Below are 16,560 nucleotides of genomic sequence, written 5' to 3' on the forward strand. Positions count from 1 at the left end.
TGGTCTCAGCGCGGAAGCAGAGCGCTGCGCAGCGTGTCGAGACCGACGCCGCCCAGGTCGAGTGCGCGCTTATGGAAGTCCTTGAAGGAGAACGCGTCGCACTCCGCCTGCTCGACCGCATCCCGCACCTGCTCCCAGATGCGCTGACCGACCTTGTAGGACGGCGCCTGCCCCGGCCAACCGAGGTAGCGGTTCACCTCGAACTGCACGAACTGGTCCGACATGTTCACGTTGCGGCGCAGGAAGTCGAGTGCATAATCCGCGTCCCAGACACCTTCGCCGTCGAGGCGGGGCTTGCCGAGGTGCACTCCGATGTCGAGCACCACCCGAGCGGCGCGCATGCGCTGTCCGTCGAGCATGCCGAGGCGGTCGGCGGGGTCGTCCAGATACCCGAGCTGCTCCATCAGACGCTCGGCGTACAGCGCCCAACCCTCCGCATGACCGGACGTTCCCGCCAGCAGCCGGCGCCAGGAGTTCAGCTCGGCGCGGTTGTACACGGCCTGGGCGATCTGCAGGTGGTGACCGGGAACTCCCTCGTGGTACACCGTCGTGAGCTCACGCCAGGTGTCGAACTCGGTCACGCCCTCGGGAACCGACCACCACATGCGACCGGGGCGGGAGAAGTCGTCCGTGGGAGCGGTGTAGTAGATCCCGCCCTCCTGCGTCGGGGCGATCATGCACTCGAGCGTGCGGATCGCTTCGGGGATGTCGAAGTGCGAGGCGCCGAGCTCCGCGACCGCGCGGTCGCTGGTCTCCTGCATCCACGCCTGCAGTGCCTCCGTGCCCACGAGCTTGCGTGCGGGATCGCCCTCGAGGTGAGCGACGGCCTCCTCGACCGATGCTCCCGGGAGGATCTCGTTCGCGATCGCCGTCTGCTCGGCGACCATCCGAGCGAGTTCCTCGCGGCCCCACTCGTACGTCTCGTCGAGGTCGATCGTCGCCCCGAGGAACCGACGCGAGTTGAGGGCATAGAGCTCGCGTCCGACCGCATCCTGCTCCCCCGCCTCGGGGGCGAGCTCCTCGGCGAGGAAGCGGCGCAGTTCGCCGTAGGCCACGCGCGCGGCGGCGGAGTTGTCGGCGAGCGTGCGCGCGAGCGACGCGGGCAGCTGCCCCTCGTCGGGGTCGGCGTGCGCGACGAAGGCCGCGAAGAACCCGTCGTCGGCGATGTAGCGGTCGATCTGCGTCGCGACCTCCGCGACCTGGCGCCGTGCGGGCGTGACCCCCTCGGCGATCCCCGTGCGCAGCGTCTCGACGTACCCGCGCAGGGCACCAGGGACCGCCGCGAGACGGGTCGAGATGACCTCCCAGTCGTCGACCGTCGACGTCGGCATCAGGTCGAACACGGCGCGGACGTCCTGCGCCGCGGAGGCGATCACGTTGAGGTCGCGCAGATGCCACTTCGCGTCGTGCAGTTCGAGGTCCAGGCGCAGCTCGGCGCTCAGGTCGGTCTTCGTGACTTCGTCGATCGCGTCGACGGGCTCGAGCGCGGACAGCTTGTCGAGCGTCGCCCTGGTCGCCGCGGCGACCTCTTCGTGGCCTTCCGGGCTCAGGTCGCCGAATCGATCGTTGACCTCCGAGCGACCGATGTAGGTGCCCAGGGTCGGGGCGAGCACGGCGATGGTGTCGACCCAGTCATCGGCGACCTTGTCGATGGCGGAGGGGGTGCGGGGTGCGGAAGTCATGGTTTCCAGCCTAATCCCCGACCCCTCGCCAGTGAGGTCAGTGCGCGGCCTCGTTCCAGTCGCGACCGCGCCCGACCTGCACGTCGAGAGGGACGGAGAGCTGCGCGGCATCGCCCATGCGGGTGCGGACGATCTGCTCGACCCGATCCCACTCCCCCGACGCGACCTCCACCACGAGCTCGTCGTGGATCTGGAGGAGCACCCGGGACGAGAGCTCCGCGGCCTGCAGGTCGTCGTGGATGTGGAACAGCGCGATCTTCATGATGTCCGCCGCACTGCCCTGGATCGGGGCGTTGAGCGCGGCACGCTCGGCGTTCTCGCGCAGCACCCGGTTCGGGCTCGCGAGGTCGGGGAACGGGCGGCGCCGACCGAAGATCGTCTCGGTGTAGCCGTCTTCCTTCGCCTTCATGACCGACGCGCGCAGGTAGTCGCGCACCGCGCCGAAGCGGGCGAAGTACTCGATCATGAGCTGCTTGGCCTCGGCCTGCTCGATGCGCAGCTGCTTCGACAGACCGAACGCCGACAGCCCGTAGACCAGACCGTACGACATGGCCTTGACCTTGGTGCGCATCGCCGGGGTGACATCGCCCGGCTCGACGCCGAACACCCGCGCACCCACGAACCGGTGCAGGTCTTCGCCGCTGTTGAACGCCTCGATGAGCCCCTCGTCGCCCGACAGGTGCGCCATGATGCGCATCTCGATCTGCGAGTAGTCCGCGGTCAGCAGCGTCTCGTACCCCTCGCCCACCTCGAACGCACTGCGGATCCGACGTGACTCCTCGGTGCGCACCGGGATGTTCTGCAGATTGGGGTCGGTGCTCGACAGCCGGCCGGTCTGGCTCCCCGTCTGCACGTACGTGGTGTGCACCCGATGGTCCGGTCCGATCGCCCCGTCCAGCGACTCGATGATCTGCCGCAGCTTGGTCGCCTCGCGGTGCTGCAGCAGCAGGCTCAGGAACGGGTGCGGGTGGGATTCCTGCAGATCGGCCAGCACCGCGGCGTCGGTCGAATAGCCCGTCTTGGTCTTACGCGTCTTCGGCAGCTGCAGGTCTTCGAACAGCACCTCCTGCAGCTGCTTGGGCGAGCCGAGGTTGAACTCGCGCCCGACCACCGAGAACGCCTCCTGCGCGAGCACATCCGCTCGTGCCGCCAGCTCGCTCGAGAACGTGGACAGCACCTCGTGTGAGACGGCGACCCCCGCGAGCTCCATGTCGGCGAGGGTGAGCAGGGTCGGCAGCTCGATGTCGGTGAGCACGGCGGCGACCGGCTCCGGCAGGTCGCCGCGCAGCGCCTCGGCCACGCGCAGGACGAACCAGGCCTCCTGCGACGGTGTCGCCCCTTCGGTCTCGGGAACCAGCTGCGAGGGGTCGGCCTCGGGCAGCTTCTCTCCGAGGTAACGCTGCACCAGGTCGGACAGCGTCTTGTCGGGGAAGCTCGGGCGTAGGAGCCAGCCCGCGAGACTCGTGTCGTACGCCAGTCCGCCGAGCCGGATGCCGTGGCGCCGCAGCGCCTTCACCTGCGGCTTCGCGTCGTGCAGCACCTTCGGGGCAGAGGACTCGAGCCAGTCGCGAAGAGCCGCGGCCGCGTCGTCGGACCAGTCGAGCTCGCGCAGCTCCGTCTCGGTGGCGGCCCCCAGGCGCACGGGAGCCCCCGCCGCGATCGTCACGCGCAGTGCCACATCGCTCTCCTGCGCGGCAGCCCACGAGGCGAGCTCGGCGCCGCTCACCTGCGCGGGAACGGGCATCTCGACCACGGCCGCCGGGTCGTCGGCCACCTCGCCCGCGCCCACCGCCTCGAACACCCGCGGCAGCAGGGTGCGGAACTCCAGGCGGGCGAAGATGTCGCGCACGGCCTGGGCGTCGATGGGCGTGACCGCGAGGTCTCCCGGGGCCACCGGCAGCTCGACGTCGGTCAGGAGGCGGTTCAGCTTGCGGTTGCGACGCACGTCGTCGATGTGGTCGCGCAGGTTGCCGCCCACGACGCCCTTGATCTCGTCGGCGCGATCGAGCAGCTCGTCGAGAGAGCCGAACTGGGTGAGCCACTTGACCGCGGTCTTCTCCCCCACCTTCGGGACGCCGGGCAGGTTGTCACTGGTCTCGCCCACGAGCGCCGCGATGTCGGGGTACTGTTCCGGGCGGACGCCGTAGCGCTCCTGCACGGTCGTGGGGTCGTAGCGCTTGAGCTGGGACACGCCCTGCACGGACGGGTACAGCAGGGTGATGTCGTCGGTGACCAGCTGGATGGTGTCGCGGTCGCCCGACACCACGAGCACGTCGTAGCCCTGCGCGGCGCCCTGGGTCGACAGCGTGGCGAGGATGTCGTCGGCCTCGATGCCCTCCTGCGTCAGGACGGGGATGGACATGGCCGCGAGACAGTCCTGCAGCAGCGGGATCTGGCCCTTGAACTCGGAGGGGGTCTCCGAGCGGGTGGCCTTGTACTCGGGGTACTCGTCGGTGCGGAACGAGTGCCGTGACGTGTCGAAGGCGATGGCGAGATGCGTCGGCTGCTCGGCCTTGATGAGGTTCACCAGCATCGACAGGAAGCCGTAGATGGCGTTCGTGTGCTGGTTGTCCTTGGTCGTGAAGTTGTCGACCGGGAGGGCGAAGAAGGCGCGGTAGGCGAGCGAATGGCCGTCGACGACCATGAGGGTAGGCTTTGCGGAGTCCGTCACCCTGTCAGCCTAACGAGGAGCACGGACACCCGCAGAGGAGGATGCATGGGCGAGGTCGCGACCAGCGAAGGGCTCGAGTGGGCGGCCGCCCGCGGCATGGGCGCACTGGCCGAGAAGATGGGCATGGAGTTCGTGGAGTTCGGCGTCGACCGGTGCGTCGCGACCATGCCGGTCGCCGGCAACACCCAGCCCGTCGGCCTGATGCACGGCGGCGCGTATGTCGTGCTCGGCGAGTCCCTCGGCTCGATGGCGGCGAACCTCCACGCCGGAGAGGGGCGCCTCGCGGTCGGCGTCGACATCAACGCGACCCACACCCGCTCCGCGACCTCCGGGACCGTCACCGGGGTATGCACGCCGGTGCACCTCGGACGCAGCATCACGGTGCACGAGATCGTCGTCACGGATGATCAGGGCCGACGCTGCTCGACGATCCGCATCACCAACATGATCAAGGACGTTCCCTCGGGGCGCTGAGAGGCTCCTCCAGCAGCAGCTGGAACAGCAGGTGATCCTGCCACTCCCCCGCGATGCGCAGGTACTTCGGCGCCAGGCCGATGCGCTCGAAACCGCATCCCGCCAGCACGCGCTGCGAAGCCAGGTTGTGGAGCAGCGTGGCAGCCTGCAGCCGATGCAGGTGGAGCTCCGTCCTCGCGTGCTCCGCGACGAGGGTCACCGCACGCCCGGCCAGCCCGCGCCGCAGCCGTGAGGCGTCGATCCAGTAGCCGAGGTCCGCGCTCCAGAACGCGCCGCGGACGATCGAGTTCAGGTTGACGCGGCCGCGGATCGAGCCATCATCCCCGACCACGACGAACCGCAGGCTCCGTCCCGCCTCGGCTTCCGCCAGGCACTGCGCGACGTGCCGCTCCTGCCACTCGTCGGTGAAGAAGGCGGCGTCGCGCTCGGGCTCCCACGGAGCCAGGTGTGCACGATTCGCGCGATAGGCCGCGGCGATGCCGGGGCCGTCGCCCGCTCGCACGGGCCGCAGCAGGTGCTCGGCGTCGAGGCGGAGCACCGGACCGGCTACTTCTTCGGGGCGAGCTGCTCGATGATGGCCTTCGCGACGTCCTGCATCGTGAGGCGGCGATCCATCGAGGCCTTCTGGATCCAGCGGAACGCCTCGGGCTCGCTCAGGCCCATCTTCTCGTTCAGCAGTCCCTTGGCACGGTCGACCAGCTTGCGGGTCTCGAAGCGCTCGACCATGTCGGCGACCTCGGCCTCGAGCGTGATGATCTGCTCGTGACGCGCGAGCGCGATCTCGATGGCCGGCAGCAGGTCGTTCGGGGTGAACGGCTTGACGACGTACGCCAGGGCGCCCGCCTCGCTCGCCCGCTCCACGAGCTCCTTCTGGCTGAAGGCCGTCAGCAGCACGACCGGGGCGATGTTGCCCTTGTGCAGCTTCTCGGCCGCACTGATGCCGTCGAGCTGGGGCATCTTGACGTCCATGATGACCAGGTCGGGGCGCAACTCGGTCGCGAGGGCGACGGCCGTCTCCCCGTCACCGGCTTCGCCGACGACATCGAAGCCGTTGTCGCGAAGGATCTCGACGATGTCGAGACGGATCAGCGACTCGTCTTCGGCGACGACGACGCGTCGGGGTGCGGATGCCGTGGGCTGCTCAGCCTGTTCTTGCTCGGTCACGGACTCCATCCTACTGGAGAGGGCGCGGCGCTCGGCCGAAGCGCTCATCGGCGCCGGGTGATCGGCTCGCCCTGCGCTACAGTCGAAGACGCGACACACGGGCCGGCGTGGCGGAATGGCAGACGCGGAGCACTCAAAATGCTTTGTCCGAAAGGGCGTGTGGGTTCGAGTCCCACCGCCGGCACACGGTGCGCTATACATGCTCTATGCACAGCGGGGACGCACCGGCAGCGCATGCCCGGAGGTCGCATCGCACCGCGCGGGCCACTCTCGTCGTCCTGGCGGTCGCGCTCGTCATCCTGCTCCTGATCGCCGCCGAGGTGTTCAGGCGCACGAGCGCGGAGGAGGCGGAGCGCGCGAGCGATCCGGCCTTCGTCACCGCCCCGACCCCGCTGCCCTCCGGAGCCCCGGGCTCGCTCATCCGCTCCGAGGAGATCGACAGTGCTCCCGTCGGCACGAGAGCGTGGCGCGTGCTGTACCACTCCCGCGACCTGGCCGGTTCGGACATCGCCGTGTCCGGCCTGGTCGTCGTGCCCGAGGGGCCGGCGCCGGAGAACGGACGCACGGTCGTCTCCTGGGCGCACCCGACCACGGGAGCGGCGACGGCGTGCGCCCCGTCGCTCGCGCTCGATCCGTTCGAGCTCATCGCCGGGATGCACGAGCTGCTCGCCGAGGGATACGCCGTCGTGGCCACCGACTATCCGGGCCTCGGTGTGGAGGGCGCGTCGTCCTATCTGCTGGGCGTCCCGGAGGCGCACAGCGTGCTGGACATCGTGCGTGCGGCCGGCCGCCTCGACGGGGCGGGGACGAGCGCTCGCGTCGTGCTGTGGGGGCACTCCCAGGGCGGTCAGGCGGCGCTCTTCGCCGCCGAGCGAGCCGAGACGTACGCGCCCGAGCTCTCGGTGCGCGGGGTGGCGGTGGCGGCGCCGGCGGCCGATCTCAACGCCCTGATGACCGACGACATCGTCGACGTTTCCGGGATCACCATCGCCTCGTTCGCCATCGCCGCCTACCGGGATGCCTACGCCGAACGGTTCGGCGAGGAGGCCATCCTGTCGATCCTGACCCCGGAGGGCGCGGCTGCGACTCCCGACATGGCCGCGCTCTGCCTGCTGACCCACACCGAGGAGATCCACGCGATCGCCGAGCCCCTGGTCGGCTCCTACGTCACCGCCGATCCCGCCACGACCGAGCCCTGGCGGACGATGCTCGCCGAGAACAGCGCGGGCGGCCAGCCCATCACGGTCCCCGTGCTCGTCGGCCAGGGTGAGGCGGACGAGCTCGTGCGTCCCGCCGCGACCGACGGGTACGTCGCCCGCCTCTGCGCGGCGGGGACGGATGTCGCCTACCACCGGTTCCCGGCGGTCGACCACGGCTATGCGGCGTACGCGACCCTGCCCGAGCTCCTCCTGTGGCTCCCGACGCTGGACTCGCCACGGGAGCCCCGCGATACCTGCGGGTGAGCGCTCAGGATTCCGCCAGTGCCGCGAGTTCGGCGAGCACCCGGGGATGGGCGAGGATGCGGAAATGGCCGCCGGTGTCGAGCACGACGTTCTTCGCCCCCGGCAACGCGCTGCCCTCGGGGATGTGCGGGTCGAACTCCGCATAGACCGACACGATCCGGGCGTTGACCTCGACCTCGCGCGCGAGCGCCAGGATGGACGGGTCGTCCGGAGAGAAGGCGCGCAGCACCCGCCCCGGCATGCGCCGGGCGTACCGGGAACCTCCGAACGGCGTCGCGACCGCCAGCATCGCCCGGATGCGGTGCCCCTCCGGTCCGGTCATGGCGAGCTTGCCCGCCAGACCTCCCTTGCTGTGCGCGACGAGGATCACCCCGGTGAGGTCGCGCGCACGCAGATGCTCCGCGATCTGCTCCGCCTCGTCCGCGACCGGGAACCGGTTGCGCCGCAGCGCATCCACCACGTGGACCGGATGACCCCGCTGGTGCAGCGCGACGATGAGCGGCTCCAGGAACCGCCACGTCTCGTACACCCCGGCGAGCACCACGATCGGCACGCCATCTCCGTCGGTGAACGCCCTCGCGTCATCTCGTCCGAAGAAGGAGCGGACCTGCCAGAACCCCGCATACGCGTAGTCGGCGGCCCACCAGCCCAGCCTCCTCACGACGTCGATGGCGCGCTCCGCTTCTCGCCTATGCTTCCCGACGTCGCAGCGTGCGGCCAGGCACCGGCCGTGTGCGTCAGGATCGCCGACGCGACGGCGCGGGGCGCGGACTGCTGGGCCACGTGGTGGTGACCGGGAATCTCGACGAGACGCGAGACGCGGGCGCTGTCCCGCAGCCGGCGGCACCACGCGCGACCCGCGATCGGATCCGCTCCCCCGCGGATCACCAGCAGCGGCACGGTCAGCTCCGCCACCCGCTCCTGAAGCCGATAGCCGATCATGTGGCGCGCCTGCCGCAGATACCACCGCACGCCGCAGCGGAGGTAGTCGGTGAAGACGATCGTGTTGATCGCGGGCGTCTCCCCCACGGTGTCGATCGCGAGGGCACGCGCCTGTGCCGGAATCGTGCGCCACCGCTCGTCCACGACCGGGCCGATCGCGACCACGGCGCGCACGTACTCCGGGCGGTGCAGAGCAGCCTCCACGGTCCATTGCGCGCCCATCGAGTGTCCGACGAGCACCACGCGGTCATCGCCGAGCGTTCCGATCACCTCGGCCAGTGCACTGCCCATCCGCTCCACCCCGACGTCGACGGAGGGCTTGGGCAGTCCGCCGAAGCCCGGAAGATCCATCGACACCACACGGGTGTGCTCCGCGAGCGCCTCGTGCAGGCGGGACAGGTAGCGGTGCGACATGCCGATGCCGTGCACCAGCACCATCGTGGGGACGACGGATCCCGCCGGTCGCGGAGTCTCCCGAAGGCGGAACATCAACCCCGACGTGAGCACGAGGCGCGTACGAACGACCATGCGCCCACGCTATCCGCCCCGCCCGCGCGGTCGCAGAGGGTTGACGCGGGCCCGGGACATACGGAAGGGGCGGGGCCGTAGCCCCGCCCCTTCCGGACACCTCGTGCGTCAGACGCCGGCCTTGTAGATCGGCGCAGCACCACGCATCGCGTCGCCCACCTTGTGCACGCGGAGGTCGTTCGTCGAGCCCACGATCCCGGGAGGGGAACCGGAGATCACGACGACCTTGTCGCCCTCGACCGCCAGGCCGTTCTCGAGCAAGTACTCGTCGACCTGGTGGTACATCAGGTCGGTGTGCTGGACCATGTCGACCAGCGTGGAGCGCAGGCCCCACGTGAGCGCCATCCGACGACGGATCGCCGGCTCCGGGGTGAACGCCAGCATCGGGATGCGCGAGCGCAGACGCGACAGGCGGCGGGCGGAGTCGCCCGACTGGGTGAAGACGCAGAGGAACTTCGCGTCGACGAACTCCGCGACCTCGAGGGCGGCCAGCGTGATGGCACCACCCTGCGTGCGGGGCTTGGTCGTCAGCGGGAGGATCCGCTCCAGGCCGTGCTCCTCGGTGGACTCGATGATGCGGGCCATGGTCTCCACCACGACGACCGGGTAGTCGCCCACGCTGGTCTCGCCCGAGAGCATCACCGCGTCGGCGCCGTCGAGCACCGCGTTCGCGACGTCGGAGGTCTCCGCGCGCGTGGGCACCGGGCTGTTGATCATCGACTCGAGCATCTGCGTCGCCACGATCACCGGCTTCGCGTTGCGCCGGGCGAGCTCCACCGCGCGCTTCTGCACGATCGGCACGGCCTCCAGAGGCAGCTCGACACCCAGGTCGCCACGGGCGACCATGATGCCGTCGAACGCGTCGACGATCTCCTCCAGCGCATCGACCGCCTGCGGCTTCTCGATCTTGGCGATCACGGGGACGCGCACGCCCTCCTCCGCCATGATCTCGTGCACGCGCGACACGTCTTCCGCGTTGCGCACGAAGGACAGGGCGATGAGGTCGGCACCCGTGCGCAGACCCCAGCGCAGGTCGTCCTCGTCCTTCTCGCTCAGAGCGGGGACGTTCACGGCGACACCGGGCAGGTTGATGCCCTTGTTGTTCGACACGGCGCCGGCGACGACCACGCGCGTGGTGACGGTGACGCCGTCGGTCTCGACCACCTCGACGCGGACCTTGCCGTCGTCGATCAGCAGGAAGTCACCGGGCTTCACGTCCTGGGGCAGCCCCTTGAACGTGGTGCCGCAGATCTCCTTGTTGCCGATGATGTCTTCGGTGGTGATCTTGAAGATGTCGCCCTTGGCGAGCTCGTACGGCCCGTCCTCGAAACGGCCGAGACGGATCTTCGGTCCCTGCAGGTCGACGAGGATCGCCACGGCACGGCCGGAGTCCTCCGCCGCGCGACGCACGTTCGCGTAGTTGTTCTCGTGCACGGAGTAGTCGCCGTGGCTGAGGTTCAGACGTGCCACGTCCACACCCGCATCGATCAGTGCACGCACCGTCTCATACGTCGAGGTGGCCGGACCCAAAGTGGCGACGATTTTCGCGCGTCTCAAAGAACTCTCCAGGGTAGAAGTGGGGGATGAACGTTCGGGCGACGGTGCCTGCCCCAGCCTACGCGGGCTGGAGACCGATCGCGACATCGCTCGGACGCACCGGCTCGGGCAGCACCGTGGTGCCCATGAGGTAGCGATCGACGTTCGCCGCCGCCGCACGACCCTCCGCGATGGCCCACACGATGAGCGACTGCCCGCGTCCGGCATCACCGGCCACGAACACGCCGGGCACCGACGACTCGTACGACGCGTCGCGGTGGAAGGAGCCGCGGCCGGTCACCTGCGGACGGGTGTCCTCCGTGTAGCCGTCCTGCTCCGGACCCGTGAAGCCCATCGCGATGAGCACGAGATCGGCGGGGATCTCCCGCTCGGTGCCGCTCTTGGGAACCCGGCGTCCGTCGATGTACTCGGTCTCGGCCACCCGCAGCGCGCGCACCTCGCCGACCTCGTTCGACAGGAACTCCACCGTGGAGGCGAGGAACACGCGCTCCCCGCCCTCCTCGTGCGCGGACGACACCTCGAACACGGTCGGCATCATCGGCCACGGCTGGTGGTCGGGGCGCGTGTCGCCGGGCTGCTTGCCGATCGCCAGGTTCGTCACGCTCAGCGCTCCCTGACGGTGCGCCGTGCCGATGCAGTCCGCACCGGTGTCGCCGCCGCCGATCACGATGACGTGCTTGCCCTCGGCCGTGATCTGCCCTGGCACCGCGTCGCCGGCGACCGCGTGGTTGGACTCCACGAGGTACTCCATCGCGAAGTGCACGCCGTCGAGGTCGCGCCCGGGGATGGGCAGGTCGCGGGGAACCGTGGCTCCGGTCGCGATCACGACCGCGTCGTACCGCGCGCGGAGGTCGGCCCAGGAGATGTCCTTGCCGATCTCGACACCCGCACGGAACCGGGTCCCCTCCTCCTGCATCTGGCGCAGACGCGTCTCGAGCTGCGTCTTCTCCATCTTGAAGTCGGGGATGCCGTAGCGCAGCAGCCCGCCGATGCGATCGTCGCGCTCGAACACCGCGACCGTGTGCCCCGCGCGCGTCAGCTGCTGGGCGGCGGCGAGGCCCGCGGGCCCCGAGCCGACGACGGCCACCGTCTTGCCGGTGAGGCGCTGCGGCGGCTCGGGCTCGACCCAGCCCTTCGCGAAGGCCTCGTCGATGATGGAGACCTCGATCTGCTTGATCGTGACCGCCGGCTGGTTGATGCCCAGCACGCACGAGCTCTCGCAGGGCGCCGGGCACAGGCGACCGGTGAACTCCGGGAAGTTGTTCGTGGCGTGCAGACGCTCGATCGCGGCCCGGCCCTCACCGCGCCACGTGAGGTCGTTCCACTCGGGGATGAGGTTGCCGAGCGGGCAGCCCGAGTGGCAGAACGGCACACCGCAGTCCATGCAGCGACCGGCCTGACGGCGCAGGACGGCCTTGTCGCCCGGCTCGTAGACCTCTTTCCAGTCCATGATGCGCACCGGCACCGGACGGCGAGCGGGAAGTTCCCGCTCGGTCACCTTCAGAAAGCCTTTGGGGTCAGCCACCGGTCACCTCCAGGATGCGGTTCCACACGATGTCGCCGTCGGGGTCGATCCCCTCGGCCAGAGCCTCCTCGCGCATGCTCCGCACGGCGGCGAAGTCACGGGGAAGCACCTTCACGAACTCCGCCGCGCGCGCGTCGAAGTCGTCCAGCAGCTCGGTCGCGCGCGGGGACGCCGTACGTTCGACGTGCTCGACGAGCAGTCCGCGCAGCACCTCCAGGTCGGCGCGGTCCAGCGGCTCCAGCCGCAGCTCTCCGCTGCCGAGCGACTGCGCGTTCACCTTCGCGGTGTCGAGGGCGTGCACATAGGCCACTCCCCCGGACATGCCGGCGCCGAAGTTGCGCCCGGTCGGCCCGAGGATCACCGCGAGCCCGCCGGTCATGTACTCCAGGGCGTGGTCGCCCACGCCTTCGACGACCGCGGTCGCCCCGGAGTTGCGCACCAGGAACCGCTCGCCGACGACACCGGAGATGAACATCGTGCCCGAGGTCGCGCCGTAGCCGATCACGTTGCCCGCGATCACGTTCTCGTGCGGTGCGATCGACGCCCCGCGCGGCGGACGGATCGTGATGTCGCCGCCCGAGAGGCCCTTGCCGACGTAGTCGTTCGCGTCGCCCTCGAGGCGGAGGATGATGCCCGGCGGGAGGAACGCGCCGAGCGACTGCCCCGCGGTCCCTGTGAGGGTGACGTCGATCGTCTCCTTCGGCAGCCCGGTGGCACCGTGCCGCGACGTCACCTGATGGCCGAGCATCGTGCCCACCGCGCGCTCCGTGTTGGCGATCGGCAGCTCCACCACGACGGGCTCGCCGTTGAGCAGCGCCCCCTTCGCGATGTCGATGAGCTGCACGTCGAAGTGCTTGTCGAGCTCGTGGTCCTGCGCGCGACCGCTGCGGCGCGGCTCGCCGGCCGGGAACGCCGGGCCCTCCAGCACGGGGCTCAGGTCGAGACCCTCGGCCTTCCAGTGCTCGACGGCCGCATTCGTCTCCAGGAGCTCGGTGCGTCCGACGATCTCGTCGATCGAGCGGTAGCCCAGCTCGGCGAGGAGCTCGCGCACCTCTTCCGCGATGAACTCCATGAAGTTGACGACGAACTCCGGCTTGCCCGTGAACCGATCGCGCAGCACCGGGTTCTGCGTGGCGACGCCGACCGGGCAGGTGTCCAGGTGGCAGACGCGCATCATGATGCAGCCGCTCACCACGAGCGGAGCCGTCGCGAAGCCGAACTCCTCCGCGCCGAGCAGCGCGCCGATCACGACGTCGCGCCCGGTCTTGAGCTGGCCGTCGACCTGCACCACCACGCGGTCGCGCATGCCGTTGAGCATCAGCGTCTGCTGCGTCTCGGCGAGCCCCAGCTCCCAGGGGGTACCCGCGTGCTTGAGGGAGTTCAGCGGGCTCGCACCCGTGCCGCCGTCGTGGCCGGACACAAGGATGACGTCGCTCAGCGCCTTCGCCACACCCGCCGACACCGCACCGATGCCGGACTGGCTCACCAGCTTCGTGTGGATGCGTGCCTCGGGGTTCGCGCGCTTCAGGTCGAAGATGAGCTGCTTGAGGTCTTCGATCGAGTAGATGTCGTGGTGCGGCGGCGGCGAGATGAGCCCGACGCCGGCCGTGGCGTGACGCGTGCGCGCGACCCACGGGTACACCTTCGTCGGCGGCAGCTGACCGCCCTCGCCGGGCTTCGCGCCCTGGGCGAGCTTGATCTGGATGTCGTCCGCCTCGGTGAGGTACAGGCTCGTGACGCCGAAGCGGCCGGAGGCCACCTGCTTGATCGCACTGCGCCGCTCGGGGTCGACCAGACGGTCGGGGTCCTCGCCGCCCTCACCGGTGTTCGACTTGCCGCCGATCCGGTTCATCGCGATCGCCAGGGTCTCGTGCGCCTCCTTGGAGATGGAGCCGTAGCTCATCGCCCCGGTCGAGAAGCGCTTCACGATCGCGGACACCGGCTCGACCTCGTCGAGCGGGACCGGCTTGCGGGTGCCGGTGCGCAGCGTGAAGAGTCCGCGGAGGGTCTTGAGCTCGGCCGCCTGCTCGTCCACGAGCTTCGTGTACTCGCGGAAGATGTCGTACCGCCGCGTCCGGGTGGAGTGCTGCAGCTTGAACACCGTCTCCGGGTTGAACAGGTGCGGGGAGCCGTCGCGGCGCCACTGGTACTCGCCACCCGTCCACAGGCGCTCGTGCGCGCGGGCTGCGGCATCCTCGGGGTACGCGTAGTCGTGCCGCGCCTGGTTCTCGGCGAAGATCTCCTCGATCCCGATGCCGCCCAGCTTCGACTCCGTGCGGGTGAAGTAGGCGTCGATGAACTCCTGGCTGAGACCGACGGCCTCGAACACCTGGGCGCCGGCGTACGACGACACGGTGGAGATGCCCATCTTCGACATGATCTTCAGCACGCCCTTGCCGAGCGCGTAGATCAGGTTCTTGACCGCCTTCTCGGGCGTGATGCCGGTGATGTAGCCGGTGCGGACGAGGTGCTCGACCGTCTCCATCGCCAGGTACGGGTTGATCGCCGACGCGCCGTAGCCGATCAGCGTCGCGACGTGGTGCACCTCGCGCACGTCGCCGGCCTCGACGATCAGGCCCACCTTCATGCGGTTCTCGCGCCGGATGAGGTGGTGGTGGATCGCCGACACCATGAGCAGCGACGGGATGGGCGTGAGGTCCTTGTTGGAGTCGCGGTCGGACAGGATGAGGAACTCCGCGCCGTCCGCGATGGCCTGGTCGACCTCGGCGCACATCTCCGTCAGGCGCTCTGCGAGCGAGTGCGGGCCGGAGTCGAAGTGGTACAGGCCGCGGATCGTCGCGCTCGACCGGCCGGGCAGCGCCTTGTCGATGTGGCGGATCTTCGCCAGTTCGTCGTTGTCGATCACGGGGAAGTCGAGCGACACCGTGCGGGTGTGCTCCGGACCCCAGCTGAGCAGGTTCGACTCGGGACCGAGGCCGAGCTTGAGGCTCGTGACGACCTCTTCCCTGATCGAGTCCAGCGGCGGGTTCGTGACCTGGGCGAACTGCTGCGTGAAGTAGTCGAACAGCAGTCGCGGGCGCTTGCTGAGCACCGCGATCGGGGTGTCCGAGCCCATGGCACCGAGCGGCTCGACGCCGGTCTGGCCCATGGGGGTCAGCAGGATGCGCACTTCTTCCTCGGTGTACCCGAAGGTGCGCTGGCGGCGGGTGATCGACGCCGGCGGATGCACGATGTGCTCGCGCTCGGGCAGGTCGGCCAGGCGCACGGCCCCCGCGTCGAGCCACTCCTGCCACGGGTGCAGCGTGGCCAGCTCCTGCTTGATCTCGCGATCTTCGACGATACGGCGCTGGGCCGTGTCGACGAGGAACATCTTGCCGGGCTGCAGACGCCCGCGGCGCTTGATGCGCTCGGGCTCGAAGTGCAGCACGCCCGTCTCCGAGCCGATCACGACCAGTCCGTCGGTGGTCTCGGTCCAGCGCCCCGGGCGCAGTCCATTGCGGTCGAGCGTCGCGCCGACCAGCGTGCCGTCGGTGAAGATGAGCGCGGCCGGGCCGTCCCACGGCTCCATCTGGTTGGAGTGGTACTCGTAGAACGCGCGCAGCTCCGGCGTGATGTCGGCCTGCTTCTCGTACGCCTCCGGCACCATCATCATGATCGCGTGCGGCAGGCTGCGACCGGTCAGGGTGAGCAGCTCGAGCACCTCGTCGAACGAGGCCGAGTCGCTCGCGCCGTCGGTGCAGATGGGCAGCAGCGGTGAGATGTCGCCGAGCAGCTCGGATTCGAGCTGCGACTGGCGGGCGCGCATCCAGTTGCGGTTGCCGCCGACCGTGTTGATCTCACCGTTGTGCGCCAGCATGCGCAGCGGCTGCGCGAGCGGCCACGACGGGAACGTGTTGGTGGAGTAGCGGGAGTGCACGACCGCGAGCTCGGACGCGAACCGCTCATCCTGCAGGTCGGGGTAGAACGGCTCCAGCTGCAGCGTGGTGACCATGCCCTTGTAGCCGAGGGTGCGGCTGGACAGCGACACGAAGTAGGCGCCGAGCTCGTGGCCGGCCCGCTTGCGCAGGCGGTAGGCAACGCGGTCGAGGGCGATGCCGGTGAGCGGCGCGTCGGCGTGCGTGGCCCCGCCGGCGCTCACGAAGAGCTGCTCGAACGCGGGGCGGGCCTCGTCGGCGAGCTTGCCGAGGTTCTCGTTCGCGGTGGGGACCTCACGCCACCCGAGGACGCGGAGGCCCTCGGCGCGCGCGATCTTCTCGATGCCGGCCTTCTGCTGGCGGCGCTCGCTCGAGTCGCGAGGCAGGAACGCGAGTCCTGCGGCGTACTCCCCCACGGGCGGCAGTTCGAAGCCGGTGACCGCGCGGAGGAAGGCGTCCGGCATCTGCGTGAGGATGCCGGCCCCGTCTCCCGTGCCCGCGTCGGACCCGATGGCCCCGCGGTGCTCCAGGTTGCGCAGGGCCTCGAGGGCCAGCGCGATGATGTCGTGCCCGGCTTCGCCGCGCAGCGTTGCGACCATGGCCAGGCCGCAGGCGTCCTTCTCGAACGCCGGGTTGTACATGCCCTGCTTCGGGGGGTATGCGCCGGAGGCGCCGTAAG

Annotated in this window: 11 protein-coding genes and 1 tRNA gene; 3 read left to right on the plus strand and 9 right to left on the minus strand. The window is 69.8% G+C overall.

Annotation, left to right across the window (positions count from 1 at the left end):
- Window positions 1-5: 5 nt before the first annotated feature.
- Window positions 6-1,682 (minus strand): DUF885 domain-containing protein, encoded by a 1,677-nt coding sequence (locus KZC56_RS13790; RefSeq protein ID WP_247638785.1) that lies wholly within the window; start codon window positions 1,680-1,682, stop codon window positions 6-8.
- 37 nt (window positions 1,683-1,719) lie between these two features.
- Window positions 1,720-4,353 (minus strand): DNA polymerase I, encoded by a 2,634-nt coding sequence (gene polA, locus KZC56_RS13795; protein WP_205828278.1) that lies wholly within the window; start codon window positions 4,351-4,353, stop codon window positions 1,720-1,722.
- Window positions 4,354-4,398: 45 nt separating this feature from the next.
- Here polA and KZC56_RS13800 point away from each other — a divergent pair, with 45 nt between their 5' ends.
- Window positions 4,399-4,827 (plus strand): hotdog fold thioesterase, encoded by a 429-nt coding sequence (locus tag KZC56_RS13800; RefSeq protein ID WP_136037340.1) that lies wholly within the window; start codon window positions 4,399-4,401, stop codon window positions 4,825-4,827.
- Here KZC56_RS13800 and KZC56_RS13805 read toward each other — a convergent pair.
- On the minus strand, window positions 4,802-5,365 hold the full coding sequence (locus KZC56_RS13805; protein ID WP_136032404.1) for a GNAT family N-acetyltransferase: 564 nt from the start codon (window positions 5,363-5,365) through the stop codon (window positions 4,802-4,804). The two genes, KZC56_RS13800 and KZC56_RS13805, sit on opposite strands and share 26 nt — an antisense overlap.
- An 8-nt stretch (window positions 5,366-5,373) precedes the next feature.
- On the minus strand, window positions 5,374-6,000 hold the full coding sequence (locus tag KZC56_RS13810; protein ID WP_206253382.1) for an ANTAR domain-containing response regulator: 627 nt from the start codon (window positions 5,998-6,000) through the stop codon (window positions 5,374-5,376).
- Between the two features lie 92 nt (window positions 6,001-6,092).
- Here KZC56_RS13810 and KZC56_RS13815 point away from each other — a divergent pair.
- Both KZC56_RS13815 and KZC56_RS13820 read left to right on the plus strand, forming a co-directional pair.
- Window positions 6,093-6,175: transfer RNA gene (locus tag KZC56_RS13815), tRNA-Leu, on the plus strand.
- Between the two features lie 22 nt (window positions 6,176-6,197).
- Window positions 6,198-7,454 (plus strand): alpha/beta fold hydrolase, encoded by a 1,257-nt coding sequence (locus tag KZC56_RS13820; RefSeq protein ID WP_247638786.1) that lies wholly within the window; start codon window positions 6,198-6,200, stop codon window positions 7,452-7,454.
- 4 nt (window positions 7,455-7,458) lie between these two features.
- Here KZC56_RS13820 and KZC56_RS13825 read toward each other — a convergent pair whose 3' ends face one another.
- The 5 genes from KZC56_RS13825 to gltB form a co-directional block, all read right to left on the minus strand.
- Window positions 7,459-8,115, minus strand: coding sequence for an esterase/lipase family protein (locus tag KZC56_RS13825; protein WP_240744594.1), 657 nt, complete (start codon window positions 8,113-8,115; stop codon window positions 7,459-7,461).
- A complete protein-coding gene (locus tag KZC56_RS13830) occupies window positions 8,112-8,924 on the minus strand; it encodes an alpha/beta fold hydrolase (protein ID WP_247638787.1) in 813 nt (270 codons plus the stop codon). The genes KZC56_RS13825 and KZC56_RS13830 overlap by 4 nt, the downstream gene beginning before the upstream one ends.
- Window positions 8,925-9,032: 108 nt before the next feature.
- Window positions 9,033-10,481 (minus strand): pyruvate kinase, encoded by a 1,449-nt coding sequence (pyk, locus tag KZC56_RS13835; protein ID WP_136032411.1) that lies wholly within the window; start codon window positions 10,479-10,481, stop codon window positions 9,033-9,035.
- 58 nt (window positions 10,482-10,539) lie between these two features.
- Window positions 10,540-12,006 carry a glutamate synthase subunit beta gene (locus tag KZC56_RS13840; RefSeq protein WP_247638788.1) on the minus strand — a complete coding sequence of 489 codons (1,467 nt, stop codon included), beginning with the start codon at window positions 12,004-12,006 and terminating at the stop codon, window positions 10,540-10,542.
- A complete protein-coding gene (gltB, locus tag KZC56_RS13845; protein WP_136044697.1) occupies window positions 11,999-16,522 on the minus strand; it encodes a glutamate synthase large subunit in 4,524 nt (1,507 codons plus the stop codon). Before gltB ends, KZC56_RS13840 begins: the two co-directional genes overlap by 8 nt.
- Window positions 16,523-16,560: the final 38 nt, after the last annotated feature.

This window comes from Microbacterium sufflavum (genome assembly GCF_023091155.1).
GTDB classification, from domain to species: domain Bacteria; phylum Actinomycetota; class Actinomycetes; order Actinomycetales; family Microbacteriaceae; genus Microbacterium; species Microbacterium sufflavum.

What these genes read in the sequence shown, in the direction of transcription:
- KZC56_RS13810 (WP_206253382.1), bottom strand. Translation starts at nt 6,000, where the DNA reads ATGGAGTCCGTGACCGAGCAAGAACAGGCTGAGCAGCCCACGGCATCC.
- KZC56_RS13830 (WP_247638787.1), bottom strand. Translation starts at nt 8,924, where the DNA reads ATGGTCGTTCGTACGCGCCTCGTGCTCACGTCGGGGTTGATGTTCCGC.
- KZC56_RS13790 (WP_247638785.1), bottom strand. Translation starts at nt 1,682, where the DNA reads ATGACTTCCGCACCCCGCACCCCCTCCGCCATCGACAAGGTCGCCGAT.
- KZC56_RS13820 (WP_247638786.1), top strand. Translation starts at nt 6,198, where the DNA reads ATGCACAGCGGGGACGCACCGGCAGCGCATGCCCGGAGGTCGCATCGC.
- KZC56_RS13800 (WP_136037340.1), top strand. Translation starts at nt 4,399, where the DNA reads ATGGGCGAGGTCGCGACCAGCGAAGGGCTCGAGTGGGCGGCCGCCCGC.
- gltB (WP_136044697.1), bottom strand. Translation starts at nt 16,522, where the DNA reads ATGTACAACCCGGCGTTCGAGAAGGACGCCTGCGGCCTGGCCATGGTC.